This window comes from Kaistella treverensis (assembly GCF_900114045.1).
GTDB lineage: Bacteria > Bacteroidota > Bacteroidia > Flavobacteriales > Weeksellaceae > Kaistella > Kaistella treverensis.
The window spans coordinates 345225-369396 of the sequence record NZ_FORQ01000001.1; the positions used below are offsets into that span (position 1 = coordinate 345225).

Here is a 24172-nt window from a genome sequence, read left to right on the forward strand (position 1 = left end):
TGCACACCAATTTAAAAAGCCCGGTTGGCGGAATTGGTAGACGCGCTAGACTCAAACTCTAGTATCGCAAGATGTGCCGGTTCGATTCCGGCACCGGGTACCAAAAACCTCTGCAATCTTTGATTCGCAGAGGTTTTTATTTTTCAAACTTTTCAGCATTTGCTGCTGATTAAAAAATTTCCTGCTGTAAAGCGGTTTTTTTTGATTTATACAAAGAAAAAGAGGATTTATTTCTCCACTATTCTCAAAATAAGATACTTTTTCGATAAAAGTCATTTTGCTTTAATGATATCCGTCATTTTTCTAAATAGCGGATATTCAGGTCTTCTTTAACTATAATTAACGTTTTTCCATTTTTTTTACTTAATAGAAATTTAAATTGATGTTTAATTATGTAAAATGTAGAAATTTGTCTCTTTATCAAATAAAAGTATAATATTATTTAAAATAAAGATTTATATCATAAAAGATTTAGGGCCAATTATAACGATTTGATAATTGCTTGAAGTATCTTTGTATAAGAAAATCAAGGTATAGATAACACGAAAATTTAAAAATCAGATATTATGAAAAATTTAGTAAACCTCCGATCCCTCGTTTTAGCAGCCACACTTTTTTCTGGCATCGTTGCAGCACAAAAAATCAGCAGCAACTCTGTTAAAACAGTAGTTTCCGGTACATCTACTTTACATGAGTGGAGCATGACTTCTACCGGCGGAAATTTTTCTGGAAATGTTTCAGGTAACAGCATCCAGGATGTACGTTACGCAATGGGCAGCAAAACACTGAAAAGTGGCAAAGGACCAATGGATGCCAACGCTTACAAAGCCCTTCTAGCAGATAAATATCCAAACATCACATTCAGCGCGTCTTCAGTGAATTTAGGTAAAGGTACAATGACTGGTAAACTCACAGTAACCAACGTAACCAAAACCGTAACTGTACCGGTAAATGTAACCAAATCCGGCGATACTTACACCATCTGGGGAACAGCTTCTATTAAAATGACAGATTACGGAGTTACTCCGCCTGCATTTATGATGAACACCGTGAAAACCGGCAACGAGGTAAAAATTACCGTTAATGCGGTGGCAAAATAAATAAACTATTAAAAAAATTAAAATTTAGAATATGAAAACCATGGTCATCAGAGCTTCAATGCTCGCAGTATTAGTTTCCGGAATCAGCTTTGTAAGCGCACAGGATACAACCACTTCAATGCGGGATTATCTTGCACCGGAAAAATCAACTAGAAATGTTTTCGAAGATCCAAAAGTAGAAGCTCCTACTTATAATGGAGTACAGGTTTCTGTAGGTGGCGATTTTGCATTACAGTTCCAGGCACTAGATCATTCTACTGAAGCAGCGTCATTAGGTTTGAAAACCGGAACCACAACCCCAAATACTTTAAGAGTAATGGGTTCCGATTTCAACTTGCCAACTGCTAACTTAGATGTTAACGCTTACCTTGCGAAAGGTGTGAAAATGCACTTGAGAACTTATCTTTCAGCACGTCACCACAACGAAGCTTGGGTGAAAGGTGGTTACATTCAGGTTGATAACTTAGATTTCATCCAGGAAGGTTTTGCCTCAGGAATTATGCAACATGCCCGCGTAAAAGTTGGTATGGACGAGATTAACTACGGTGACGCGCATTTCAGAAGAAGTGATAATGCTGAAACCATCAACAACCCATTTGTAGGAAACTATATTATGGACAGCTTTACAACCGAAGCTTTTGGTGAAGCGTACGTGTTCTACAACAATTTCATCGCTATGGCCGGTCTTTCTAACGGTAAACTGAACCAGACAGCAGTAAAAGGTACCAACGATAACGCACCTTCAATTTATGCGAAAATCGGTTATGACAAACAGATCAGCCCTGAGCTTAGAGTAAGATTAACAGGATCTGTATTGCAAACGAACGGTATGTCTACTGGTGGATATTTATACGGTTCGGACAGAGCAGGTTCTAGATACTATTACACGCTCCTAACCGAGAATGATTTAGTTGGTCAAGACAGCTATGCAACAGGTAGATTCAATCCTGGTTTCAAGAAAAATAAAGCGATCCAAATCAACCCGTTCATCAAATATCAAGGTTTAGAATTCTTCGGAATTTATGAACATGTAACAGGTATTAAAGGTGCTACAGCGCCAAGCAGAGGAAATTACACCCAACTTGCAGCAGAATTGCTATACAGATTTGGTGGAAGAGAGCAGTTTTATTTCGGTGGCCGATATAACACAATTAGTGGAAAAGATAACGAGGCTGCTGCTGAAAGAAAAATTGACAGATACAACCTTGGTGGTGGTTGGTTTATGACCAAAAATATACTTGCAAAAGTGGAGTATGTTAACCAAGAATACAACAACAGTTCAGTATGGGGTGCAACCAGTGCACTGCAAGGTGGTAAATTTAATGGCGTAATGTTCGAAGCGACCATTGGTTTCTAATTTTAATTTTTCAGAAAAAAGGGTTGTTTTTCAGCCCTTTTTTCTAAATTTCCGGTCATGAAAACGCAAATCTTTATCCTTCTCTTTATCTCCGCACTTTTTTCCGCACAGAAAAACATATTGGAAATCAACGGATGGACAAATATTAATACTTTCAAATGTGTTGAAAATCAATTCAAAGGTTCTGCAAACGTGTATTCTTTTACAGGCGTGCAACTGCCGAATATTGCTTTTAAAATCACCAATTTCGATTGCGGAAACAAAATGATGACCGGCGATTTTCAAAAAACTTTGAAAGCTGACAAATTTCCGGAATTAACAATTAAATTTTTACAGTTTAAAAAAACATCATCTAACACCTTTCAGGCAGTTGTAGACGTGAAAATGATGACCGTTTCCCGAAAATATCCGATTGAATTCACTTATTTTCAAAACAGTTTAATGGGAAACAAAAGGTTGAAATTCTCCGATTTCCAAATCGTGCCACCGAAAAAAATGGGTGGAATGGTTTACGTGAAAGATGAATTAGATTTGGTGTTCAGTTTAAAAACGAACGATTAAATAGTTTTTCATAGTATCAGTTTAATGTGGGCTTCCTTTCGGGGAAGCTTTTTTTTTTGAGAGTCCGAACCAGAAGAATTTAAAAAAAACCTATTTATAGTGCTGAAAAATTCCGAAATCGGTCGCGGTCCAAAGTGCAGCTTTTTGTCCGGCAATTTTTAGCGCATTATTTGTCCAGGTGTTGCAGGTATTCAAAAAGCTGTAACTTCCTTTTGCGTCATAAAAGGCGTCATCTTTACCATAAACTGCATCAGTTTTAATTAAAATTGGTTTGCCATTTTTATCTCGATCAAATTTTTTCTGAATGAAATTGATGAGTGCTGCGTATTGTTTTTCACTCAGCATAATTCGTTTGCAATTTTCCGATTCCTTCATTTCTTTGTAAAAAGTGCAATGCATCGCAGATTCACTAAGCCAAAATGTAGCCTCAAAAGCAGTAGAAAATTTCAAATCTGCCCAAGTGGGCGTGTCGAGGTAAAATCCCTTGTCGCCCCAACCAATGGATAGATATTTATAATCTGTGCTTTTAGAAGTTGTATTTTTAAAAAGAATGTCATCGCTCCAGTTTATCTGCTTCGATTCTATAGGAACTACAATATCGGTGTGCACACCATTGGTTAAAATAAAAGTTTCCACCGTTTTAGGTTCCGAAATTTTTTGCGCGGGTGTTTCAAAATAGGGAAGTGCAAAAACAAAAAGCACGTACACTGCGATTAAAGCAAGAAATGCCCAAATTGTTTTTAAAGTCACCAGAATAATTTTCTTCATTTCTCAAATGTAATTCATTTGAGGAAGAAAGTTTGGGTAAAATATTTAATCCATGTTTTGTGGAGCGGAAATTTTCTCTGGATTTACTTTTTCTTTAAAATTGAAAGTTTCTGGCTGCTTCGTGAGAAAATCAATATTCCTTTTCAAACCGGAAAATTTCGTCCTTTTAACAGGTGATTTTTTGAAAATTTCCGAAAACAAATCCTGCGACAATTCCTGCCAATCCGACTTTTCGAATTTGTGTAAAAGCTGATTTGGTTTAAATAATTCCTGGTGATGAGGTTTTGAAAAGCGGTTCCATGGGCAAACGTCCTGGCAAATGTCGCAACCAAACATCCAGTCCTGCATTTTTCCTTTGAAACTTTCCGGAATTTCATTTTTTAATTCGATAGTCGCATACGAAATACATTTGCTGCCGTCGATTATTCGTTCAGAAACAATGGCGTCGGTCGGACAGGCGTCGATGCATTTGCGGCAGCTGCCGCAGTGGTCGGTCGTGGGTGCATCAATTTCAAGTTCCAGATCGCAGATGATTTCCGCTAAAAAGTAAAAAGAGCCAGTTTGTTTGGTTATTAAGTTTGCGTTCTTTCCAACCCAGCCGATTCCGGATTTTCTTGCCCAACTGCGTTCTAAAATCGGCGCGGAATCGGTAAAAATCCGGCATTCAAAATCACCGATTTCTTCCTGAAGTTCGGCAACCATTTCGCGCAGAATATTTTTAATGATTTCGTGATAATCCTGTCCGTACGCATATTTCGAAATTTTCAGCTGCCCGAATTTAGTTAAGTCTTCTTCGGGGAAATAGTTGTACGAAAGTGAAATAACGGATTTGGAGCCTTCTACAAGCAAGCGCGGATCCAGCCTTTTATCGAAATAATTTTCCATATAAGACATTTCGCCGTGGTAATTATTTTTCAGATAATTTTCTAGCGGCTTTGCATCATCAGCTAAAAAGTCCGCCCGCGAAATTCCACAGCTTTGAAACCCAAATTTTTCAGCTTTGGATTTTATCAGCGTTGCGTATATTTCGGCACTTTGTGGCAGCATTAGAGTTGCAAAACTAACATTATTTTATAAATTTGTTAATCATTAATTGTAACATTTAAAATGAAAAATATGTCAGTAGAAGAAATTTTAAAAAGCGGAAACTACCATTTAATCGACGTTCGGGAACCGATGGAACTCGAAATGGATGGGCAGATTGACGAAGCGGTAAATATTCCTTTGGGCGAAATTGAAAGTCACCAGGAAGAAATTGAAAGCTTGGACGGACCGAAAATATTTTTCTGCCGAAGCGGAAACAGAAGTGGCAAAGCGGTGGACTTTTTCAAATCCAAAGGTATGGAAGATGTCTACAACGGCGGCGGCTACAGCGATTTAAGCAAGAACCTTGAAAATATTTAATAAAAATTACCGGTTAAAAGCCGGTTTTTTTATGCCATTTTAGCCGGAAATTTTTCAACTTCGGTTTCTGACAAAAAGTAAATGAATGTTTAAATTTTATTAACTTTATTCTTCTGAACCATAATGTTTTAGGCCTGATGCTGCGACCTGCATAAGAAAATTGCCTGCTATTTGGCACGATTTTGACAAGGTTTGCCGTGTAAAACTTAAAATTTAAAATTATGAAATCAATTAAAAAATCAATCCTTGCTTTAGGTATAGTTACCGCAGGATTAGTAAGTGCTCAGAGTGCTGACATGAACAATATGATTAAAATTGGGGTGAACGGAGGAATCGCAGTTCCGGCTGAAAATGCAGGTGGAAATTTAGGTTTGGACCTTTCTTACCAGAACTTGGTAACTCCAGGTTTCGGTTTGGGTGTCGCTACTGGTTACAGCCATTTCTTCGGTAGAGAAAACGGTAGTATTGATAACAACGATTTTGGTGTAGTTCCTGTAGCAGCCTTAATTAGAGTTTATCCAAAACAAACCGGCTTTTACCTTGGAACTGACTTAGGTTACGGTTTCATCGTGGGTGATGACAAAGTGGCAAGCAACAATGCTACCGCAAGACCAGACGGTGGTTTGTACATTAAACCAGAAATTGGTTACCACAACCGTGACTGGAATGTTGCCCTACAGTACCAAAAAACTTTCACCGGTGATAAAGGTGAAATTGGAAGCCAAAAATACAATGCCGGTGCTATCGGTGTAGGTCTTGGCTACAATATTCCTTTAGGAAATTAATTTTTCCGCACAAAAACTGACCTTCTCTTTTAAAGAGGAGGTTTTTTTATTTCGCTTTTTTTAAAAAACTATTATTATCTTTGGATTAAACACTAAAAAATGGATGCTAAAAACAAATTTAATCTTTTCTTACCCGGCCTGCAGTCGGACAGCAATAACGATGTTTCGCTAATTGCTGCAGACCTTCGGGAAAAAGTAACGGTCGTTGGCCACTATAAAGCAAAAAACCAAAAAGTAAATCTGCTCGCGGAAAAATCTTACGCGACGAAGGATTTCAGCTCTTTTTCGGAAATTGCCAACCAGTTTATCAGCGATTTTGCGTTGGAAAACATCGATCTAATCTCAGTTGCAGTTCCGGGACCTGTAATCGCCGGAAAAAGTGAACCGCAGCGACTGAAGTGGATTTTAGAAGAAGAAGAAATAAAGCGCGAGACGAAGGTCGGCCACGTTTTTTTGATTAATGATTTGGAGGCATCCGCTTACGGTTTACAGAATGTTGACGAAAGCGATTTTGTTAAAGTTCACGATTGCGGAACTTTCACACCCGGAAATGTCGCGCTCTTAGCACCGGGCGAAGGTTTAGGTGAAGCAGCATTATTTTGGGACGGGCAAGCCTTAAGACCTTTTGCCACAGAAGGCGGACACTGTGAGTTTTCACCCAGAACCAATGATGAGGTTGAATTTTACTCGTTTCTGCAGAAGATTTACGGCATCGTCAGCTGGGAATCTGTGCTTTCTACCGCAGGTTTATTCAATGTTTACCGCTTTTTACGCGATGTGAAACAGCAAAAACAACCCGATTGGCTTACCAAAGAAATTGAAGCCGACAATTTCACCGAAGCCATTATTCAAGGTGCCATAGAAGATAAAGACCGCGTTTGTAAAATGACGATTGAAACGTTTTTAACTTATTTAGCCCGCGAAGCCAATAGTTTAGTTTTAAAAATGAAAGCTACTGGCGGACTGTATCTTACAGGACAAATTCCGGTGATGCTGGAGCAGTTTTTAACCAATAAAAAATTCTATAAAAACTTTATCATCAGCGATAAAATGGAAAATATCCTTTCCGATATCCCGATTTATCTTGTGAAAGATGAAAAGACAATTATTAATGGTGCAGCTTTGTACGCAGCTTTTAATAAGAACTAAAGCTTTTATATTTTAATTAGAAAACTTCGCCATCGCGAAGTTTTTTTGTTTAAAGATGCAATCTTATCTTACATCAAGATGGGTTCTTTAAACTTCTGATTATATTTGCACTTGAAAATTTTAATAAAAATATATGAAAAAATTAGTTTTAGCAGCTTTTTTAGCAAGCGGTTTAGCTTTCGGACAATCCAAAAAAGTAACAGATTCCAACGTTCAGTGGTGGGGTTATAAAATTGCAAAAACCGAAGCTTCTTCACACAACGGTTTAATCAATGTAAAATCAGGTGATGTAACGCTGAAAAATAACCAAATCGTAGGCGGAACTTTCGTGTTGGATATGAACAGCCTTAATGCCAAAGATTTAACCGGTGAATACCAAACCAAATTAAACAATCACCTGAAATCAGGCGATTTTTTCGAAACAGAAAAATTTCCGACTGCGACTTACAAAATTACTTCTGTGAAAAAAAATGCTGACAAAGCGTTTCCTTTCATGGTTTACGGAAATTTAACTGCTAAAGGAAAAACAAATCCAGTTGCTTTCCCAGCTAAAATTTCTTTGAACAAAGGCGTGTTGAATATTGTTTCTGATAAATTCAGCTTCGACCGTCAGAAATTTGATATTGCTTACCAATCTGCAGCGAAAGATGTAATCGTAAAAGACGAAATCGATATGCTGATCAACGTAACAGCGAAATAATTTTTCGCGCATATTAAAACGAAAAAAGAGCAGCTTTGTCTGCTCTTTTTTTTAATTTTATACCATGAAACTTTATGTCGTAAGCGGGCTCGGTGCTGCTTTCAAAGTCCTGGAGAAAATAAAATTTCCACCCAATGTGGAAGTTGCTTTTATCGAATGGCTCATTCCAACTTTAAATGAAGATTTTCACCATTATGTTGAACGGATGGCTGAAAAAGTAGACGACAGCGAACCGTTCGCACTTTTAGGTTATTCCTTCGGCGGCCTGATAGTTCAGGAGATCGACAAAATAAAACCTGCTGAAAAAGTCGTAATTCTCGGCAGCATTAAATCCGACAAACAAAAATCGCGCTTGATAAAATTTGGTGAAATCTCAAAAATTCCGCGTTTTTTGCCCCAAAAATTGTTCAATGTAAAATCGGCCACGGTTTATTCTTTTGCGCGACAGCTCGTGGATCCGAAAAATCCGAAAATCATGGATTATCTTCAGGTCACCGATCCGTATTACCTGAAATGGGGAATCCAGAAAGTTTCCGACTGGAAGTTTGAGGAAAACCCGAAAGTAATTCAGATCTTGGGCAGCAAAGACATTGTTTTTCCGCTGAAATATTCCAAACCAGATTACGTTATAGAAAACGGAACACACCTTTTCCCCGCCACCAAACCACGCCAGGTTTCAAAAATTCTCGCCGAAATTTTCCAGCCTAAAACAGAAAAAGCTAAATCGTAAAAATTACCTGCGTTAACGGCAAATTTTTTCGTTTTATCTAACGCTGGAATTATTTTCAAAAATATTTCAGCCACGCTAAACTTTTAGAATGCATAAAATAAGGCTTATCTTTGTCTTAAAATTTCGAAGTTAGTCTTCGCTTTAAAAATAATGGAATCAATCAGTGTATTTGAAATTATAAAAGTGGGCATCGGCCCGTCCAGCTCGCACACCATGGGACCTTGGAACGCCGCTGAAAGCTTTATCAATAACATAAAAAAAACGCATCAGCTCGAAAATGTAACGGAAGTTTTCGTGGAATTTTTCGGCTCTTTAGCAAAAACCGGCATCGGCCACGGTACAGACATCGCGGGAATGCTCGGACTTTCCGGTGAAAATTTCAAGCTCATCGATACCACCAAAATAAATGAGAAAATTGAGCAGATTAAAAGCTCAAACACTTTAAAACTCGGCGGCGAAAAAGAAATTCCATTCGTTTACGGCCATCACCTTATTTTAAACAAACAAAAATCGCTGGAATTTCACCCGAACGGAATGATTTTCAAAGCTGTTTTTGAAAATGGTGACGAAATCGAGCAGGATTATTATTCTGTCGGCGGCGGCTTTATTGCCACTAAAGAAAACAATTCCTACGATTTGCAATGTGTCCGTACGCTTTATCCGTGTCACAACGGTAAAGATATCGAGCGGAATATGGCAAAACTTTCACTCGACAAAATTTCAGATTTGGTCTTTTTAAACGAAGAATCCTGGCGCACGCGTGAAGAAACCGAAAAAGAAGCACTATACATCTGGGAACAGATCAAACAGTGCGTCTACAAAGGAGTTAATAAAGAAGGCGTTCTTCCGGGCGGCTTAAAAGTCACCCGACGTGCCGCAAATATCAACCGGAAATTACTCGGCGACAAAATCTATAAAAACCTTCCGGAATGGTATCAATTACTAGTTGATTCTGACGTAAGTTTTACCAATATTAACAAATGGGTTTCCTGTTTCGCGCTCGCGGTAAACGAGGAAAATGCCAGTTTCGGCCGCATTATTACCGCGCCAACAAACGGCGCCAGTGGCGTAATTCCCGCTGTTCTCATGTATTCGCAGGTGTTCACCGAGTTTAAAAGCGACGATAATGTCGTGCGTTTCCTTTTGGTGGCAGGTGAAATCGGCACACTTTTTAAAAAAAATGCTACCATTTCTGCAGCAATGGGCGGCTGCCAGGCAGAAATCGGCGTTTCATCCGCAATGGCAGCAGCGGGTTTGACAGAAATTATGGGCGGCACGCCGGGACAGGTTTTGATGGCTGCAGAAATCGCCATGGAACATCATCTCGGTCTCACCTGCGATCCGATCGCCGGTTTGGTGCAGATTCCGTGCATTGAACGCAATTCCATGGGTGCTATAAAAGCAATTACAGCCGCAAATATCGCGCTGGAATCCGATCCTGCAAAAGCCCGCGTCACCTTGGACGAAGTCATCCAATCGATGTGGGAAACCGCGCAAAGCATGAGTGATCGTTTCAAGGAAACGTCGGAAGGCGGCCTCGCCATCGCGGTTAACGTAGCAGAATGTTAGATTTTTCTGAGGAGCAACACGATTTTCGCTTCTTAGAAGACGGGTTCCGGCTGTCCACTGTATCTTTTTATTTTTTTGCAAAAATAAAAAGGATGCCGTTTCCATCAGGTCTACAAGTCGGTTTTAGCACGAGCTCAAAAAATTTCAAAATAAAAAATTTGCCGCTATTTGCGGCAATTTTTCTTTAATTCAAAAACGAAAAAAATGTGCTTTTAGCGCCTAAAATTTATGAACCAGGAAAGAAAAAAAGATTTCAGCTTGAACAGCTTTGGTAAAAAAACTAAAAATTTGCCATTAAAACGGCAAATTTTTTATAATTCTAAAACCGAAAAAAAAGACTTTTTAGGAGGAAAAAAATAAAAATTAGCGTAAAATTCCACGAATTTTATTCGCATTGCGAATCAGCTCTTCAAGGTATTCGTAGTTATCTTTTTCCAAGGCAGACTTAAATTTTCGAAGCTGCGTAATGTGTTCATTTAGAACATCCAGAACATTTTCTTTATTCTGCTTGAATATCGGAACCCACATTTCCGGATGCGATTTCGCCAAACGCACCGTGCTTGAAAATCCGGAACTCGCCAGCTGAAAAATGGTGTCTTCTTCGCGCTCCTTTTCCAGAACCGTGTTTGCCAGCGCGTATGACGTAATATGCGAAATGTGGGAAATGTACGCGGTGTGAATGTCGTGGCTTTCTGCGTCCATATAGAGCAAATTCATTTCGAGATTTTCTGCTACTTTTTCCACCAATTTTAGTGCCTCTTCCGCGGAATTTTCCTTATCGCAAATGACGCCGGCGCGTTCTGAAAAACTGTCTATTTTAGCGGCTTGCGGTCCGGAATTTTCGGTTCCCCACATCGGGTGAAACGCGACGAAGCGTTTTCTGTTCGGGTGATTTTTTACCGCATTTACAATCCCAAATTTTGTGGAGCCAACGTCCATTACGGTTTTATTTTCATTCACCAAATCCAAAACTGTCGGCAGCAATTTCCGCGTTGCATCAACCGGAATAGCGAGAATCACCAAATCGGAATTTTCTACAGCATTTTCCAGCGTAGAAATTTCATCAATAATTCCGAGCGTTTTTGCCTGCTGCAAATGATTTTCGTTGAAATCAACGCCGTAAACAAACTTAGCAAGACCTTTTTCCTTTAGCTTTAAAGCCATTGAGCCGCCAATTAATCCAACACCGACAATTGCTACTTTCATAAATTGGTTGAGATTTTAGCGTATTTTTTGCAGACTTTGAAAATGAGATTGCTCCGCGCATTTTTCAAAAATAATTTCAAAGCGCGGATTATTTTTCGGGTAATTTAAAGTGTAGGCCGGACAAGGTTCTTTTTGGGCTTCACTTCGTTCAAAATCAATATTTCCTTTGGCGAGAATACTGTCTTTTAAAAATTTCTCATCAATTTTCAGAATTTTCATTTCAGCCTGAAAGTCTGGTGAATAGATAAATTCTTTTGAAAGTGTTTCGGCGATCACGCGGGAATTCGGCAAATATCCGCTGCAGCTTGCGCCTTTTTTGTTCAGAATAAAAAATACGATAACAAGGCCCGGAATAAGGCCTAATAAAAAGAATTTGAGTTTTCTCATTTAGAAAATTAAAAGATTGATGTCGTGGTAAGTCAGGTCGAAACGATCGCAGATCATTTTTTTGGTATGTCGGCCCTTGTACATATAGAGTGACTGTTTCATTTCGTTTTTATGGACCAGCATATTGTCAAAACCGCCCTCTTCGTCGTAGTTGAGGAGATAGGAGAGGAAGAAATTGGAAATCGCTTTGGTAGTCGTACGCGGCATTTTCGAGGTTAGATTTGGTAATCCACAATGGATGACGCCGTGTTTGATGATATACGGATTTTCCATATCGGTAAGCTCCGAAGTCTCAATCATTTTACCGTTATCAATGGTAACATCGATGATGACGCTGCCTTTTTTCATGCCGATGACCATTTCTTCGGTGATGATGGGAACGAAACTCAATTTGGAAAGCGCACCTATTACTACATCAGCTCGTTTTAAACTTTTTGCGAGTTCTTTCGGGTCGATAATTGAAGTGGGAACGCGGCCGTCAACCATCATATGCAACCGGCGAAGTTTTGAAAGCGAATTATCGAAGACTTTCACGCTCGCGCCCAAACCTAAAGCCGCTTTTGTCGCGAATTCTCCTACGATTCCCGCACCCATTACCACGACTTCGGTCGGACGAACGCCTGTGATTCCACCCAACATTAATCCATTGGAAAGTGCCAATAATTCGGCGGCATAAAGCACCGAAATATTTCCGGCAATTTCACCGATTAATCTTACGAGTGAAAGTTGCTTGTATTCGTCGGCGATGAATTCAAACGCGATGGCGTTTACTTTTTTCTCCGCGAGTTTTTTGAAATATTCTTTATCACGTAGGTTAATTTGCAAAGCAGAAACCAGATAAATGTTTGGTTTCAGCAGTTCTATTTCTTCTACCGTTGGCGGATTGATTTTTAAAACCAAATCCTGCTCAAAAGTTTCGCGCGGATCCTGTGTAATTTTCGCACCAGAATTGGAGTATTGCAGATCGGTGAAAAAAGAACCGTCGCCAGCGCCGGATTCCACAATAATCTGGTGTCCGTTTGCGACCAAAACCTGTACGGCGTCCGGAGTGATACATGTCCGTCTTTCGTTCAGGCAGGTTTCTTTCGGAATTCCGATGCTGAACTGTTTTCCTTTTTTTACAATTTCGAGTTTTTCCTCCTTCGGTAATAATTCCTGTTCGGTAAAAGGAGTGAAAACATGCGTGTTCCCCATAGTGTAAAATTTATATAACCACGGCTATTCCGTAGAAATTAAGACGCAAAGATACAATGATTTAAGTATTAATGAAGAAATTTTAGCGGAAGTTCACCACGCGTGAATTGCCTTCACTTTCGATGCGCATTTCGTGATGTGGACTTTGCGAAAGTTCGTATTCATAGACTTCCGGCCATTCAATAACGCATAAAAAAGCGTTGTCCAGGTATTCATCAATGCCTATGTCGTCCACCTCGCGCGCATTTTTCAGACGGTATAAATCGAAATGGAAAATATTGCCTTTCGGTGTGTCATATTCATTCACGATCGCGTAAGTAGGTGAAGAAACTTCTGCGGAACTGCCGAGGTTTTTTACCAGGAACTGAGTAAAAGTGGTCTTTCCGGCGCCTAAATTTCCTTTAAGCAAAAGAATATTGTGCTTGATTTCGGGCAAAATTTCATCGATTACTTTTTGCCAGTCTTCAATTTTATCTATTTTAAATTTCATTTACTTATAAATTTCAACCAAAATTTCACCATCCTGGGTTATCGCTCCTCGATACATGCCGGAAGTGTTGAACGGCATTGCAATGTTTCCGTCTTTGTCCAACGCAATTAAACCGCCGTCGCCGCCCATTTTTTCAATTTCATCAATGGTTTCCTGTGATGCAGTTTTAATGTCTTTATTTTGATATTCTATTTTCGCCGCTATGGTGCGCGCAGCCGTGGAACGGATGAAAAATTCGCCCCAGCCGGTGGCAGAAATGCCGACCTGAGAATTCGCGTAAGTTCCTGCACCGATTATTGGCGCATCACCAATTCTACCGTATTTTTTATTGGTCATTCCACCGGTAGAAGTTCCCGCCGCGAGATTTCCCATTTTGTCTAAAGCCACCGCACCAACTGTACCGAACTTTTGATCGATTTCGTAAGCTGCCGGCAAAGTATTTTGAGAAATTGGCTGCTTTTTAGCGGTTTTTTCTTTTTCTTTAAGTTTCTGCAAACCGTCCCAACGGTCTTTTGTCCAGAAATATTTCGGATCTACAATTTCCAAATTTTGCTCTTTTGCAAACTGCTCTGCGCCGGCACCAGAAAGCATGACGTGCTCCGATTTCTGCATCACTGCAATTGCCGTTCTGATCGGGTTTTTAATGGTATGAACGCCCGCAATTGCGCCCGCCGATTTGTCCTTTCCGTACATAACCGCAGCATCGAGCTCGTTTGTACCGTCGGCGGTGAAAACCGCGCCTTTTCCGGCGTTAAATAGCGGTGAATCTTCCATCACCACAATTGCCGCAGCCACGGCGTTCACCGATGTTTTTCCGTTCTGAATTTCAGCATAACCGGCTTTTAAAGCTTCGGTAAGCTTCGCTGCGTATGCTTTTTCTTTTTCCGGCGTCATATTGGATTTCAGAATGGTGCCGGCGCCGCCATGAATGACCATTACGTATTTTTTCTGTGCTGAAAGCAGCAGGGATGTCGCTACAAATGCGGATAAAAAGATTTTTTTCATAACAGGAAATTGTGAGTCAAATTTATAGAATTTTTTGGTAGCGCGCTCCGCCGCAGGCGGAGCGCGCTACCAAAAAGAGATTTTGTAGCGTTTTAGCAGGGAATTTTTCAGATTTAAAGTAAATATAAAATGTGAAATATTGCTTATTTAGCGGCGAATTTTTTTTATTTTCGTGCATTCGTGGCTTTTTTCTTACATATTTATTGGCAGTTCGCACAGATTTGTGAAATCTAATCTGACATTTCTCGCGCGGATTTCTCTGATGAATGTTCTGGAAAAATTGGGTGTTTTGGCGGGCAATTTTTTAGCGTTTTGAAGGAAATTTTTTAGCAAAATTGTACAAATGAAAAATCAGCCCTTTTAGCCGGTAATTTTTCAATTTGCACTTTCCGCGTAAGGGATCGAAATGGAAAGCCCGGAATGCGCCGCGCTGCGCCGCAGGCGCAGCGCGGTAAATGAGGACTTGTAATGAAGAGCCAGACCCGAGCGGCGGGAAATCTGTGCGCTCCCAAATTAAGCGCGGGCGAGGGATACGCCCAAATTTTCTGCAAAAACAAAAACTTATTTCCTATTTTTACCAAATGATTTCTAAGCAAACTATCGACAAAATATTTTCAGCCGTCCGCGTGGAAGAAATCATTGGCGAATATGTGCAGCTGAAGCGTACCGGTTCAAATTTCAAGGGTCTCAGCCCTTTTCATGACGAAAAAACTCCGAGTTTTGTGGTTTCGCCAAGCAAACAGATCTGGAAAGATTTTTCCTCCGGAAAAGGCGGAACAGCGATTTCGTTTTTGATGGATATTGAAAATTTCACCTATCCAGAAGCGTTGCGTCACGCCGCGAAAAAATACGGAATTGAAATTGAAGAGGACAAAACCGAACTTTCCGATGAGCAAAAGCAGGCGCAAACCGATAAAGAATTGCTTTATAAAATTCATGAAATCGCAAGTGAATTTTATCAAAATCAGCTTTCTGAAACGGAAGAAGGCCGAACCATTGGCTATTCATATTTCAAAGAGCGCGAACTTCGTGATGATATTATTAAAAAATTTCACCTTGGATATTCGCCGGAACAGCGCAATGCTTTTACCGAATTTGCTTTAAATAAAGGTTACGGCAAAGAAATTTTGGAAAAATCCGGACTTTCTATTTTCCCCGAAAATGCACCAAATGGTATTGACCGTTTTCGGGAACGTGTGGTTTTTCCGATTCATAGTTTCTCCGGTCGCATTTTAGGTTTTGGTGCCAGAATTTTAAAAAATAATGTAAAAACCGCGAAATATTTAAATTCTCCGGAAACGGAAATTTACCATAAATCCAGCGTTCTTTACGGTTTAAACCAAGGCAAACAGGCAATTTCGAAAAATAATCTTTGTCTTTTGGTGGAAGGTTATATGGACGTGGTAGCGCTGCACCAGGCAGGAATTGAAAATGTGGTGGCGAGTTCTGGCACCGCTTTAACGGTGGATCAAATTAAGCTCATCAAACGCCTCACGGAAAATGTTACCATTCTTTTTGATGGCGATCCGGCCGGAATTAAAGCCAGCTTTCGAAGCATTGATTTGCTCCTCGCTGAGGAAATGAACATCAGAATCCTGCTTTTTCCGGATGGTGACGACCCGGATTCTTTTGCCCGAAAACATCCGCGCGAATATGTGGAAAATTTCATCGCCAAAGAAGCGAAAGATTTTATCGATTTTAAAGCCGAAATTTTACTGAAAGAAGCTGGTGATGATCCCATAAAAAAAGCGGAGGCCATCCGTGATATTGTAAAATCTGTCGCTTTTGTAAAAAATGCGCTGAAGCGTGAAGTTTATTTAAAGGAAGTCGCGACGAAATTCGGACTTTCGGAACAGTCGCTTTTTAATGAGCTGAATGTTCAGAAACAAATTCAGCAGCAAAATTCGCCGCAGCAAAAATCGGAGCCACAACAGAAAACCAAAATGGAAGTGGTGGCGCCGGAAATAGTTTCGGTAAATCCACTGCTGGAACTGGAAGAAAAACTCGTAAAGCATATGCTGAATTTCGGTGACCGCTTGCTCGAAAAAAGCGATGCGGAAAACAAACCTTTTAAAATCACAGTGATCGAGGAAATCATCAGTCATTTTGAAGAAGATGATTATGAAATTCAGTCGCCAATTAATGCGAAAATTATTTCGGAACTAAAGCACGGACTCCAAAACAACGAAATAATTACGAGCGATTTTTTCTTAACTTTAATGGACGAAAGTCTGGTTCAGAAGGTTTCCTCCGCAATTCTGGAAGCTGATGAACTGAGCAACTGGGAAAAAAGCAATATTTTTCCGCCAAAACCCGGCGAAAAACTTGATGCGGAAATTGAAGATGATATCCTGATTCACAAAAGTCATTTCATCGAAAAACTGATTTATGACATCGTAAAAAAGCTGGATTCTTCAGCTGAAGGCGATGAAAATGAATACGTCGAGAATCTGAAAAAAATTATGATATTGAAATCCTTGCTGAATGAAATTAACAAAAAACTGAACCGGCAACTGACAAAAGGGCATAATTATTTTAAGGAACAAAAATTGTAAAACAATCTGCGTAAAAAATATAAAATGGATATTAAAAAAGATTTCAGAGATTTTTCTGTAAAACACTTAGGAAACAGCGGTTTGGCTACTGATCAATATATGGGAATGTACGGTCCTAATAACCTTACGCCTTATATTATGGAAGAACGTAGATTAAACGTCGCTCAAATGGATGTTTTTTCGCGTTTAATGATGGACCGAATTATCTTTTTGGGAACCGGAATTGACGACCAGGTTGCAAATATTGTAACTGCTCAGCTTCTTTTCCTGGAAAGTTCAGATGCTTCTAAGGACATTCAGATTTACATCAATTCGCCGGGCGGCAGCGTTTACGCAGGTTTGGGAATTTATGACACTATGCAAATCATTAAGCCTGATGTAGCTACAATCTGCACCGGAATTGCAGCTTCAATGGGTGCTGTTCTTTTGGTTGCGGGTGAAAAGGGCAAACGTTCTGCGCTGAAACATTCGCGTGTGATGATTCACCAGCCAAGTGGTGGTGCACAAGGTGTAGCTTCTGATATGGAAATTAACCTGCGTGAAATGTTGAAACTGAAAAAAGAACTCTACGATATTATTTCTGAACATTCTGGTCAGACTTACGAATGGGTAGAAAAAGCGTCTGACAGAGATTATTGGATGACTTCCAGCGAAGCAAAAGATTATGGAATGGTGGATGAAGTTCTCCAAAGAAAAGTAGAAAACAAATAATCTTCTTTGAATTAAAATAGAAATGCGCCTCAATTGAAGCGCATTTTTTTATTTTAGAAATTCGAAAAATTAGGCGTTAAAAGCCTCAATAATTTTAGAAAAATCTCCGATTTTTAATGCAGCACCGCCGATCAATCCACCGTCGATGTCTGGTTTTGAAAAAATTTCCTTTGCATTGTCCGGTTTAACCGAACCGCCGTATAAAATAGAAATTTCATCAGCAACTTCTTTTCCGTATTTCTCAGCAATTAAGCTTCTGATATGCGCGTGAATTTCCTGTGCCTGTTCCGGTGAAGCTGTTTCCCCGGTTCCGATTGCCCAAACCGGTTCATAAGCGATGACCACTTTTTTAATCTCTTCGGCGCTTAATGTAAATAAAGCAACTTCAGTTTGGTTTTTCACCACTTCAAGGTGTTTCCCGGATTTTCTTTGCTCCAAAGTTTCGCCGTTGCAGTAAATTGGTGTTAAACCTTTTTCTAAAGCCAGTTTAATTTTAGCATTGCAGTGCGAATCGGTTTCGCCGTGATACTGACGTCTCTCAGAGTGGCCGATAATTGAACCGGTCGCGCCAATGGATTCCAGCATTTCAGCAGAAATTTCACCTGTATAAGCGCCGCTTTCGTATTCGCTCATATCCTGCGAAAAAATTCCGACTTCATTTAAAGCAAATAAATCTTTCGCCATCAAAAGATACAGCGCCGGTGGTGCAATCCAGATTTCGCAGTTGGAAGCATTTTCTTTGGTATAATTTAACAGCTGCAACATCAATTGCTGAGCTTCAATTACATTTTTGTTCATTTTCCAGTTTCCTGCAACAATATTTTTTCTCATTTCAAAGGGTTTTAATCCAGTTTCCAGATATTTTTCATCATTTTATAAAAATCGTGTTCCGGCTCGGAAACCTGCTCATCTGCTTTAATTAAAGTTTTGGCAAATTTCGCGAAAGAAATTCTTTCTTCCTCTGTGGAATCGTCCAGAAAACATTGCGCATGAAATTCAAAATGTTTTTTCCAGTCTTGCTGTTTCAGCGTTGCAATGGTGTCTAATTCATCATCTAAATCCATTTTAAATGGAAATTCATCCGCAAGATACTTTTGGATATACATGCCTTCTTCAGGCGCAAATTCGCCGTCAATTGCTGACAGAATCATCAGCAAATGATATCCGGCAATAGATTTATTAGATTTTTTTGAATACATTTTTGTTTTATTTTTTTTGTTTAATATAGTCTTCAGCAGAACGTTTGTCTACTATTTTTCCGTTTTCCAGCGTAAGCACAAACGGATTACTTCTCGCGATTGTTTTAATCGCGGTGCCGTCCATCGTTGCATTTGGAAGTGTTTTAAAAGTGTCCGGTTCGGTAGAAATTCCGTGCACAAAAGCACTTTTTTCCTGATTTATAATGGCTTCAGCTTGTGCTAAAACATTGATGTTTGCTTCCTTTGGTTTATACGCGAAAATCAAAATGGCTTTTGGCGCATTTAAAATTTCATCGGTTAAATCTTTTCCATCCGCGGTTTCAGGTTTAAATTTACCAATTTCAGATTCGTAACCTTGTTTGGTCATTTTCGTAGTGGTCTTCGATTCATCTATTTTCCACGGCGAACCGGTTTCCCAATATTTTTTGTCGTTCACATATTCGTCCTGATTTACCTCCAAAGTTTCACCTGTTTTTTCATTTTTCAAAACATAAAAAGTTTTAAAAATTGACGGGTTTTTATCGAGTTTTTTTCTTTCCAGCTTCATGTCCGTCCCGATTTTATAATCGCGGAAATCAATCACCGGCTCATGCGTAATTCCCCAGTTGATAACAAAAACCATCGTCATGAAAGCGAATGCCGAAAGGTATTTTTTAAATTGTGTTTTTTCTTCCGGTTCCTCAAATTCATTTCGGTAAAGAAAATAAAGCACCGCCAAACCAATCAGCAAAATAATGTCTTTCCAGAAACTTTGCCACGGCGTAAGTTTCAAAGCATCGCCAAAGCAGCCGCAATCGGTAACAACATTAAAATAGGCTGAATAAAAGGTTAAAAAAGCGAAAAAAACGCACAGCGCCAAAAGTGCGGAAAGTGTGAATTTCAAATAGTTTTTCAGTAAAAGAAAAAAGCCAAGAACAAGCTCCAGAATAACCACGATTATTGCGATAATCAGCGCCTGCTTTTCTAAAAACGGCATATTGAAAACCGCGGGCGAAAAATATTCTTCAAGTTTAAAGGAAAAACCAACAACATCAACTGCTTTTACAAAACCGGAAACCAAAAAAATAAGCGCAATTACAATACGCAGAATATTTTTAAACATATCAAATAAAATCTGGTTTAAAAGTCGTTTTTTCCTCGGAAAATTTAATAAGGCAGAAAACGGCGTAATTCAGCATGTCGAAGTAATTCGCATCAATTCCTTCTGAAACCAAAGTTTCGCCGGCATTATCTTCAATCTGCTTGGTTCTGAGGACTTTTTGGTAAATGAGATCGGTGATGGATGAAATTCTCATTTCGCGCCAGGCTTCGCCGTAATCATGATTTTTTTTCAGCATCAAATCTTTTGCTTCCTGTGCAAAGCGGTCGTACAAGCTCAGTATTTCAGCTTTGTCTTGTTTAAAATCGTCGGCAATACCTTTTTCCAGCTGAATGAGACCGATAATAGAGTAGTTCACGATCGCAATGAAGTTTTCTTCTTCGGATTCACCAACTTTAGAAACACCGATGGTCTGAAAATTTCTGAGACTTTTAACCTTGATAAAAAGCTGGTCGGTTAAAGACGGTGTGCGCAAAACCCGGAAAGATGCGCCATAATCTGTAAGCTTATGACTGAAAAGTTCGCGGCATTCGGCAATTACCTGGTCAAACTGTTGAGCTGTTTTTTGCATAAAAATTCTAAACTTTTCAAAGATAAGAATTTCGGCTGAGAGTTTTGGCGGCGGAACGCGCTAAAATTGTATTTTTGTCTGATGAAAAGTGCAGTTTCACCTCCGGTTTTCCCCATTTTCCGCACCATAAATTGTCGTGGCCGTCTGATCGATTTGTCGAAACCGAAAATTATGGGAATTTTAAATTTAACTCCGGATTCCTTTTCGGACGGCGGAAAATTTAATTCAGAAAAAAGTGCCGTTTTGCAGGCAGAAAAAATGATTTCAGAAGGTGCAGAAATTATTGATATCGGTCCACAATCTACGCGTCCGAAAGCCGAACTGCTGACTGCAAAAGAAGAAATTTCCCGCTTAAAAGGCATAATTTCTCAAATTAAAAAACAGTTTCCCGACACTTTAATTTCGCTGGATACTTTCTATTCGGAAACGGTAAAATTTGGTTTTGATGAAGGAATTGATATCATTAATGATATCTCCGGCGGAATGTACGATGACAAAATGTTCGAAATCGCGGCTGAAACGCAACTTCCATACATCTTAATGCACGTAAATCCAGGTTATAAAGACATGCACGTAAAAGTCGTTCCGGACGATATTATTCTGGCGTTAAACTATTATTTTTCCGAAAAAGTGGAACAGCTTCGAAAACTCGGAGTGAAAGATATTATTCTGGATCCGGGTTTTGGTTTTGGGAAAAATGTGGCGCAACAACATCAACTTCTCGACGAATTGCAACATATTTCTTTCGGCACTTTTCCGCTGTTGATCGGTATTTCACGGAAATCTTTTATTTACAAGCCTTTAGGAAAAGGAGCTTTGGATATCTTAGAAGAAACGCAAAAATTGCACCTTAAAGCACTGAAAAACGGCGCTAAAATCTTACGCGTGCACGATGTTGCGGAAACAAAAAAAATACTGGATATTTTCCTCGAAAATTAGTTTAAACCCGAGAGTTTTTCGGCGTATTCTGCGGCAAATTGCTTCCGGTCACTTTCAAGTTTTTCTAAATTTTCGGGCAATATGTAGGTGAAAAGAATTTTGTCTTCGTCATCAAGAAAAATAATTTCTTTTTCATTACCATCGATCATTTGTGTGAAAATTTCCCACATCGACGTGTCTTTCGCTTTTAAAAGTTCAAAAAAAGAACTTGCTTTAATCTGTATATTTTTCATTTCTAAAATCCTAAAAGGCTCAATTTCAATTGAACCGCAAAATTATCTTTGAACGAATCGGTCGCGTAATGACCAACGCGGTAGAAAAGTCCTAAATCGAACGGTGTTCCTAAAATATGGTTGGTTTCAAAACCGATTTCCTGGTAAAGATGATCCAGTTTTTCAAATTTAAACTGGTGAAATTCCGGGTTTTTCATGTCGCCGGTAATTCCTTTATACAGCAAATTGAAGCTTGAAGTCGTTTTTCCAACCGTACGGAAATAAAACGGCAAACGGTGCGTGAAGTAATAACCGATGAATTTGTCGTTGTAATATTTTCCGCCTTCCATGGTCGCAAAACCGAGATACGACGTAAAATTAAAATTGAAAGAAGAGCTGGCAGTTCCAAGCCCGTTGATCGCAAATTGATGCCAGATCGGCGCTTCGCCCGTCGTTAAACCCGTATAAGCGCGTAGTCCGGTAAGTCCGGCTTTTGTTTTAAACTGATGCTGCGCTAAAAAATCAAAACGGCTGAAATTAAAATCGCCACCTAAAGTTTTCAAAGCCTGTTCATAATTAAAGTAAAATTCAGGATATTTCTGGTCATAAGTCACTTTGCCAGACGGCGTCATCATGCTTTTCGAGCGCGGCGTGTATTTCAAAGTCAGCTGTGTGGCAAAATTTTCAAACTCAACACCAAGATCATTAAAATTATAATTAAATTTTGCTGCTTCGCGCTCCTTTTTTGCGGAAATTTTCAGCGTTAAAGTGTTTGTCAAATCATTTTCGTACGAGAGCTTATAACCTTCAAAACCGTAGAAACGGTCGTTGCTGGCGTCAATTCCACCGTTCATTACTTTCATTTTGAAGTTCCACAAATCTTCATTGAAGCGTCCGGCAGCTTCAACGTCGTTGTAATATTCTGCCCGGAAAAACGAGGTTTTTTCTAAAGTTGTCTTAATGTCGATTCCGGCGCCGTATTTCCAGGTGTGATCTTTAAAACCGTAACCAAAATAAGCGTCGGGTGAAAAATATTTGTTGAATTTTTCATTGGTTTTCACGCCGGCACCAAGACGAACTCCTTCGTAAAGATTATATTTGAAGAGCTGAAGTGCGTCAAAATCTACTTTACCAACGCGCAGTTTTCCGTCTAACAAGCCACTCAAAATATTCAGTTTTTGATCGAGTTTATACTTTTGCCCAACGCTGTCAATCGCGGTGTAAGTCATTTGTTCACGCGCTGTTAATGGTTCCGTTCGGTATAAATCCAGCGAATTTCCGTCAGAATTTTTTACCGATAGCGAGTAACCAGAGAACTTTTTCGGTTCCAGATCCGGATTAATTCTAAAATCAAAATAATCCGAACGTATGTAAACATAGCTCCCGAATTTTTTGCCGGCTTTTTGCTGTTTTTTTTCGTTTTTATCTTCTGGTTGTTCAGCATCGAAATTGGTGCTGCCCATTTTCAGCTTTAAATTTTCCTGCAGCAGAAACCATTTATTGTCAATCGGCGTCCAAATGCTGGTTATCGTGCCGTTGCTTTTAACTTTGCTGTTGCTTTCGATTTTTTTCAAAGCATAATTTTCAGCATCGATGTAAAGATAGCCGTTGAATTTCCTTCGTTGGACCGGTTTTTTATAATCTGCCTGACGAAAGCGGATGACGTAATTTTTTCGCCCGTCGATCATGATGCTGTCGGTGAGGAAAAAGCGGTAAAGCGCGCGGTTTTCTTCGCGGATTTCGCGTGGAATCTGGTTTCTGTTGGAGCGCAGCGCGAGCAGTTCATAAACAGGTTCCTGCAAACCCGAAATGCGGTTATCCAGAATATTTACTTTTTCACCATATTTTTTTGAAAACAGGAATTCAGTGGCGCGTTCCCACAAAAACATTTTGTTGCGGCCGAGTAGTTTCATTACATTTTCAGTTTCCAGCGAATCCTTTTTCTGATCTGTGGTTTGCGTGGTCTTGGGAAGCGTTTTCAGTGAATCAATCATATTATCCAGCGATTGATTATACTGCTGAATGCTGTCCTGATCTAAATCGTAGGAGATTTTTTCGTAGGATTTATAAGAATAAGAATCCAGGCTTTTCGGTGAATTTTCTTTATAATTATCATTCACTTTTTTTAAAATCGCCAAAGCACGCGGATCGCTTTTATCAGCGATAATTACAGCCTGAATAGACTGGGTTTTGGGATCTGTTTTAGACAGTGCAATTTCCATCACTTTATCCACGACAACGTCGTCTTCATAATAACCGGCAGCTTTTACCGAAACCTGCTTGCATTTTGTTTTAAAAGATAAAACGCCATTTTTATCTGTTTTACCGGCTAATTTTTCTTTGCAGAAAATCTCGGCATTCGCCAAAGGAACGCGGTCACCAGTGCTGAAAACAGTAATTTTGGACTGCCCGAAAGCGGCAAGGGAAATAAAGAAAAAGAGCGAGAATAAAGATTTTTTCATACCAAGCAAAAGTATTCAA

General features: G+C 39.4%; 25 protein-coding genes and 1 tRNA gene. 13 read left to right on the forward strand and 13 right to left on the reverse strand.

Translation table 11 applies throughout. The features are described from left to right. The first annotated feature begins 18 nt into the window (after nucleotides 1-18). From BMZ55_RS01700 to BMZ55_RS01715, 4 genes are all read left to right on the forward strand, one after another. Nucleotides 19-103, forward strand: a tRNA-Leu gene (locus BMZ55_RS01700). A 463-nt stretch (nucleotides 104-566) separates the two neighbouring features. Beyond that, on the forward strand, nucleotides 567-1100 hold the full coding sequence (locus tag BMZ55_RS01705; protein WP_089818102.1) for a YceI family protein: 534 nt from the start codon (nucleotides 567-569) through the stop codon (nucleotides 1098-1100). A gap of 31 nt (nucleotides 1101-1131) precedes the next feature. Next, entirely contained in the window at nucleotides 1132-2457 is a 1326-nt protein-coding gene (locus BMZ55_RS01710; protein ID WP_089818104.1) for a hypothetical protein, read from the forward strand. 57 nt (nucleotides 2458-2514) lie between these two features. Beyond that, complete coding sequence (locus BMZ55_RS01715) at nucleotides 2515-3018, forward strand: YceI family protein (RefSeq protein WP_089818106.1); 504 nt, start codon at nucleotides 2515-2517, stop codon at nucleotides 3016-3018. Nucleotides 3019-3108: 90 nt separating this feature from the next. Here the strand turns inward: BMZ55_RS01715 and BMZ55_RS01720 are convergent, their stop codons facing one another. After that, nucleotides 3109-3786, reverse strand: coding sequence for a TIGR02117 family protein (locus BMZ55_RS01720; RefSeq protein ID WP_089818108.1), 678 nt, complete (start codon nucleotides 3784-3786; stop codon nucleotides 3109-3111). Nucleotides 3787-3831: 45 nt separating this feature from the next. Further along, nucleotides 3832-4833, reverse strand: a complete 1002-nt coding sequence (gene queG / locus BMZ55_RS01725; RefSeq protein WP_089818110.1) for a tRNA epoxyqueuosine(34) reductase QueG — start codon at nucleotides 4831-4833, stop codon at nucleotides 3832-3834. Nucleotides 4834-4902: 69 nt separating this feature from the next. Between queG and BMZ55_RS01730 the strand changes: the two genes are divergently transcribed. The 6 genes from BMZ55_RS01730 (at nucleotide 4903) to BMZ55_RS01755 (ending at nucleotide 10123) form a co-directional block, all read left to right on the forward strand. Then, complete coding sequence (locus BMZ55_RS01730; protein WP_177179770.1) at nucleotides 4903-5190, forward strand: rhodanese-like domain-containing protein; 288 nt, start codon at nucleotides 4903-4905, stop codon at nucleotides 5188-5190. A gap of 221 nt (nucleotides 5191-5411) precedes the next feature. Continuing rightward, nucleotides 5412-5975, forward strand: a complete 564-nt coding sequence (locus BMZ55_RS01735; protein ID WP_089818114.1) for a hypothetical protein — start codon at nucleotides 5412-5414, stop codon at nucleotides 5973-5975. Nucleotides 5976-6074: 99 nt separating this feature from the next. Continuing rightward, complete coding sequence (locus BMZ55_RS01740) at nucleotides 6075-7124, forward strand: glucokinase (protein ID WP_089818115.1); 1050 nt, start codon at nucleotides 6075-6077, stop codon at nucleotides 7122-7124. Nucleotides 7125-7257: 133 nt separating this feature from the next. After that, nucleotides 7258-7824 carry a YceI family protein gene (locus BMZ55_RS01745; protein ID WP_089818117.1) on the forward strand — a complete coding sequence of 189 codons (567 nt, stop codon included), beginning with the start codon at nucleotides 7258-7260 and terminating at the stop codon, nucleotides 7822-7824. 64 nt (nucleotides 7825-7888) lie between these two features. After that, nucleotides 7889-8554, forward strand: coding sequence for an alpha/beta hydrolase (locus BMZ55_RS01750; protein WP_089818119.1), 666 nt, complete (start codon nucleotides 7889-7891; stop codon nucleotides 8552-8554). A 150-nt stretch (nucleotides 8555-8704) separates the two neighbouring features. Continuing rightward, nucleotides 8705-10123, forward strand: a complete 1419-nt coding sequence (locus BMZ55_RS01755; RefSeq protein ID WP_089818121.1) for an L-serine ammonia-lyase — start codon at nucleotides 8705-8707, stop codon at nucleotides 10121-10123. Between the two features lie 363 nt (nucleotides 10124-10486). Here the strand turns inward: BMZ55_RS01755 and BMZ55_RS01765 are convergent, their stop codons facing one another. The 5 genes from BMZ55_RS01765 to BMZ55_RS01785 all read right to left on the reverse strand — a co-directional run bounded on the left by BMZ55_RS01765 (nucleotide 10487) and on the right by BMZ55_RS01785 (nucleotide 14405). Next, nucleotides 10487-11329, reverse strand: coding sequence for a prephenate dehydrogenase (locus BMZ55_RS01765; RefSeq protein ID WP_089818125.1), 843 nt, complete (start codon nucleotides 11327-11329; stop codon nucleotides 10487-10489). A gap of 15 nt (nucleotides 11330-11344) precedes the next feature. Further along, complete coding sequence (locus BMZ55_RS01770; protein ID WP_089818127.1) at nucleotides 11345-11716, reverse strand: hypothetical protein; 372 nt, start codon at nucleotides 11714-11716, stop codon at nucleotides 11345-11347. After that, entirely contained in the window at nucleotides 11717-12910 is a 1194-nt protein-coding gene (locus BMZ55_RS01775) for an alanine dehydrogenase (protein WP_089818129.1), read from the reverse strand. It lies immediately after the preceding gene. Nucleotides 12911-12992: 82 nt separating this feature from the next. After that, complete coding sequence (tsaE, locus tag BMZ55_RS01780; RefSeq protein ID WP_089818131.1) at nucleotides 12993-13400, reverse strand: tRNA (adenosine(37)-N6)-threonylcarbamoyltransferase complex ATPase subunit type 1 TsaE; 408 nt, start codon at nucleotides 13398-13400, stop codon at nucleotides 12993-12995. After that, a complete protein-coding gene (locus BMZ55_RS01785; RefSeq protein ID WP_089818133.1) occupies nucleotides 13401-14405 on the reverse strand; it encodes an isoaspartyl peptidase/L-asparaginase family protein in 1005 nt (334 codons plus the stop codon). Between the two features lie 581 nt (nucleotides 14406-14986). On the opposite strand from BMZ55_RS01785, the gene dnaG reads away from it, so the two are divergent. Both dnaG and clpP read left to right on the forward strand, forming a co-directional pair. Further along, nucleotides 14987-16960, forward strand: a complete 1974-nt coding sequence (gene dnaG, locus BMZ55_RS01795; protein WP_089818137.1) for a DNA primase — start codon at nucleotides 14987-14989, stop codon at nucleotides 16958-16960. Between the two features lie 24 nt (nucleotides 16961-16984). Then, complete coding sequence (gene clpP / locus BMZ55_RS01800; RefSeq protein ID WP_039344830.1) at nucleotides 16985-17671, forward strand: ATP-dependent Clp endopeptidase proteolytic subunit ClpP; 687 nt, start codon at nucleotides 16985-16987, stop codon at nucleotides 17669-17671. Nucleotides 17672-17740: 69 nt separating this feature from the next. Here clpP and tpiA read toward each other — a convergent pair whose 3' ends face one another. Genes tpiA through BMZ55_RS01820 form a run of 4 tightly spaced genes read right to left on the reverse strand, consistent with a single transcriptional unit; the run spans nucleotide 17741 to nucleotide 20540 of the window. Then, the gene (gene tpiA / locus BMZ55_RS01805) at nucleotides 17741-18502 is read right to left on the reverse strand and encodes a triose-phosphate isomerase (protein ID WP_089818139.1); all 762 of its coding nucleotides are present in this window, start codon (nucleotides 18500-18502) and stop codon (nucleotides 17741-17743) included. An 11-nt stretch (nucleotides 18503-18513) separates the two neighbouring features. Then, nucleotides 18514-18870: a tellurite resistance TerB family protein gene (locus BMZ55_RS01810; protein ID WP_089818141.1), complete on the reverse strand. Its 357-nt coding sequence runs from the start codon at nucleotides 18868-18870 to the stop codon at nucleotides 18514-18516. 7 nt (nucleotides 18871-18877) lie between these two features. Then, entirely contained in the window at nucleotides 18878-19972 is a 1095-nt protein-coding gene (locus BMZ55_RS01815) for a BT_3928 family protein (protein ID WP_089818143.1), read from the reverse strand. Nucleotide 19973: 1 nt separating this feature from the next. Next, nucleotides 19974-20540, reverse strand: a complete 567-nt coding sequence (locus BMZ55_RS01820; RefSeq protein WP_089818145.1) for a DUF1599 domain-containing protein — start codon at nucleotides 20538-20540, stop codon at nucleotides 19974-19976. A gap of 81 nt (nucleotides 20541-20621) precedes the next feature. Between BMZ55_RS01820 and folP the strand changes: the two genes are divergently transcribed. Next, the gene (gene folP, locus BMZ55_RS01825; RefSeq protein ID WP_233701867.1) at nucleotides 20622-21479 is read left to right on the forward strand and encodes a dihydropteroate synthase; all 858 of its coding nucleotides are present in this window, start codon (nucleotides 20622-20624) and stop codon (nucleotides 21477-21479) included. On the opposite strand, the gene BMZ55_RS01830 is transcribed toward folP, so the two are convergent. Together BMZ55_RS01830 and BMZ55_RS01835 are read right to left on the reverse strand one after the other, a co-directional pair. Further along, nucleotides 21476-21712 carry a BTB/POZ domain-containing protein gene (locus tag BMZ55_RS01830; protein ID WP_039344817.1) on the reverse strand — a complete coding sequence of 79 codons (237 nt, stop codon included), beginning with the start codon at nucleotides 21710-21712 and terminating at the stop codon, nucleotides 21476-21478. The two genes, folP and BMZ55_RS01830, sit on opposite strands and share 4 nt — an antisense overlap. A 2-nt stretch (nucleotides 21713-21714) precedes the next feature. Next, a complete protein-coding gene (locus tag BMZ55_RS01835) occupies nucleotides 21715-24153 on the reverse strand; it encodes a DUF5686 family protein (protein ID WP_089818147.1) in 2439 nt (812 codons plus the stop codon). Between the last annotated feature and the right edge of the window lie 19 nt (nucleotides 24154-24172).